The organism is Gilliamella sp. BG1 (assembly GCF_046635625.1).
Classification (GTDB): Bacteria; Pseudomonadota; Gammaproteobacteria; order Enterobacterales; family Orbaceae; genus Gilliamella; species Gilliamella bombi.
Genome location: NZ_JBIDFG010000036.1, coordinates 1,755 through 4,137, shown reverse-complemented (window position 1 = coordinate 4,137; position 2,383 = coordinate 1,755). Strand labels below are relative to the sequence as shown.

Below are 2,383 nucleotides of genomic sequence, written 5' to 3'. Positions count from 1 at the left end.
TCGGAACTTACCCGACAAGGAATTTCGCTACCTTAGGACCGTTATAGTTACGGCCGCCGTTTACTGGGGCTTCGATCAGGAGCTTCTGCATAAGCATAACCCCATCAATTAACCTTCCAGCACCGGGCAGGCGTCACACCGTATACGTCCACTTTCGTGTTTGCACAGTGCTGTGTTTTTATTAAACAGTTGCAGCCAGCTGGTATCTTCGACTGATTTCACCTACGTCCGCATGGGATTTCAATTACCATCAGCGTGCCTTCTCCCGAAGTTACGGCACCATTTTGCCTAGTTCCTTCACCCGAGTTCTCTCAAGCGCCTTAGTATTCTCTACCTGACCACCTGTGTCGGTTTCGGGTACGATTAACTATAACCTGAAGCTTAGAGGATTTTCCTGGAAGCAGGGCATCAATTACTTCACTGCCTTAGCAGCTCGTCATCACGCCTCAGAGTTTCAGTGACCGGATTTGCCTAATCACACCCCTACACGCTTAACCCACCATCCAATAGGTGGTAAACCTAGCCTTCTTCGTCACCCCATCGCAGTTATAGTCAGTACGGGAATATTAACCCGTTTCCCATCAGATACGCCCTTCGGCCTCTCCTTAGGGGTCGACTCACCCTGCCCCGATTAACGTTGGACAGGAACCCTTGGTCTTCCGGCGAGCGGGCTTTTCACCCGCTTTATCGTTACTTATGTCAGCATTCGCACTTCTGATACCTCCAGCATGCCTCACAACACACCTTCTACGGCTTACAGAACGCTCCCCTACCCAATACACTTGCGTGCACTGCCGCAGCTTCGGTGCATAGTTTTAGCCCCGTTACATCTTCCGCGCAGGCCGACTCGACTAGTGAGCTATTACGCTTTCTTTAAATGATGGCTGCTTCTAAGCCAACATCCTAGCTGTCTAAGCCTTCCCACTTCGTTTCCCACTTAACTATGACTTCGGGACCTTAGCTGGCGGTCTGGGTTGTTTCCCTCTTCACGACGAACGTTAGCACCCGCCGTGTGTCTCCCATGATTCAACTTGTCAGTATTCGGAGTTTGCATCGGGTTGGTAAGCCGGGATGGCCCCCTAGCCGAAACAGTGCTCTACCCCCAACAGTCATTCATGAGGCGCTACCTAAATAGCTTTCGGGGAGAACCAGCTATCTCCCGGTTTGATTGGCCTTTCACCCCCAGCCACAGGTCATCCGCTAATTTTTCAACATTAGTCGGTTCGGTCCTCCAGTTAGTGTTAACCAACCTTCAACCTGCCCATGGCTAGATCACCGGGTTTCGGGTCTATACCCTGCAACTTAACGCACAGTTAATACTCGGTTTCCCTTCGGCTCCCCTATTCGGTTAACCTCGCTACAGAATATAAGTCGCTGACCCATTATACAAAAGGTACGCAGTCACTATTACCCAACGGCAACAGCTCCCACTGATTGTACGTACACGGTTTCAGGGTCTATTTCACTCCCCTCCCGGGGTTCTTTTCGCCTTTCCCTCACGGTACTGGTTCACTATCGGTCAATCAGGAGTATTTAGCCTTGGAGGATGGTCCCCCCTTCTTCAGACAGGATATCACGTGTCCCGCCCTACTCTATAAGCTTCCACATAACGTACCTTCGTGTACGGGACTTTCACCCTCTATCGTGCGACTTTCCAGACGCTTCCACTAATACTTTATGCTACCCGCTTGGGCTCCTCCCCTTTCGCTCGCCGCTACTCAGGGAATCTCGGTTGATTTCTTTTCCTCGGGGTACTTAGATGTTTCAGTTCTCCCGGTTCGCCTCATATGACTATGTATTCATCATATGATAGTGTAGTCACCTACACTGGGTTTCCCCATTCGGACATCGACGGCTATTGCGCTTTTTATCAGCTTACCGTCGCTTTTCGCAGATTAACACGTCCTTCTTCGCCTCTGATTGCCTAGGCATCCACCGTGTACGCTTAATTTCTTAACCTTACAACTCACAGTTGTCTTGGTTTAAATTACGCTTTCTTCTCTTTCTTACTTATTCTCTTTTTATTTATAGATTGTTCAATTAAAGTTCAATAAACTTTAACTCAATTTATAATCAAAAGCCTTTCGTAAAAACGAGAACTCGTTTCTTTCAGCTTGTTCCTAATTGTTAAAGAGCTTTATCTTTCTATTCACTTAAACACTAAGTCAAGTAAATACAAACATAATTTTTTTAGAAAAATAATTTCATCACATTTTATGGCGTCCCCTAGGGGATTCGAACCCCTGTTACCGCCGTGAAAGGGCGATGTCCTAGGCCTCTAGACGAAGGGGACTTAATTATTTCTCTTCTAAACAAACAATCTGTGTGAACACTTACGAGCTCTTCGTAAGGAGGTGATCCAACCGCAGGTTCCCCTACGGTT

The 2,383-nt window shown here is 47.8% G+C and carries 1 tRNA gene and 1 rRNA gene; both read right to left on the bottom strand.

What is annotated here, in order from left to right:
- Positions 1 to 1,959 (bottom strand): 23S ribosomal RNA (locus ACGH80_RS11535); the annotation flags it as partial.
- A 258-nt stretch (positions 1,960 to 2,217) separates the two neighbouring features.
- Positions 2,218 to 2,293: transfer RNA gene (locus ACGH80_RS11530), tRNA-Glu, on the bottom strand.
- Between the last annotated feature and the right edge of the window lie 90 nt (positions 2,294 to 2,383).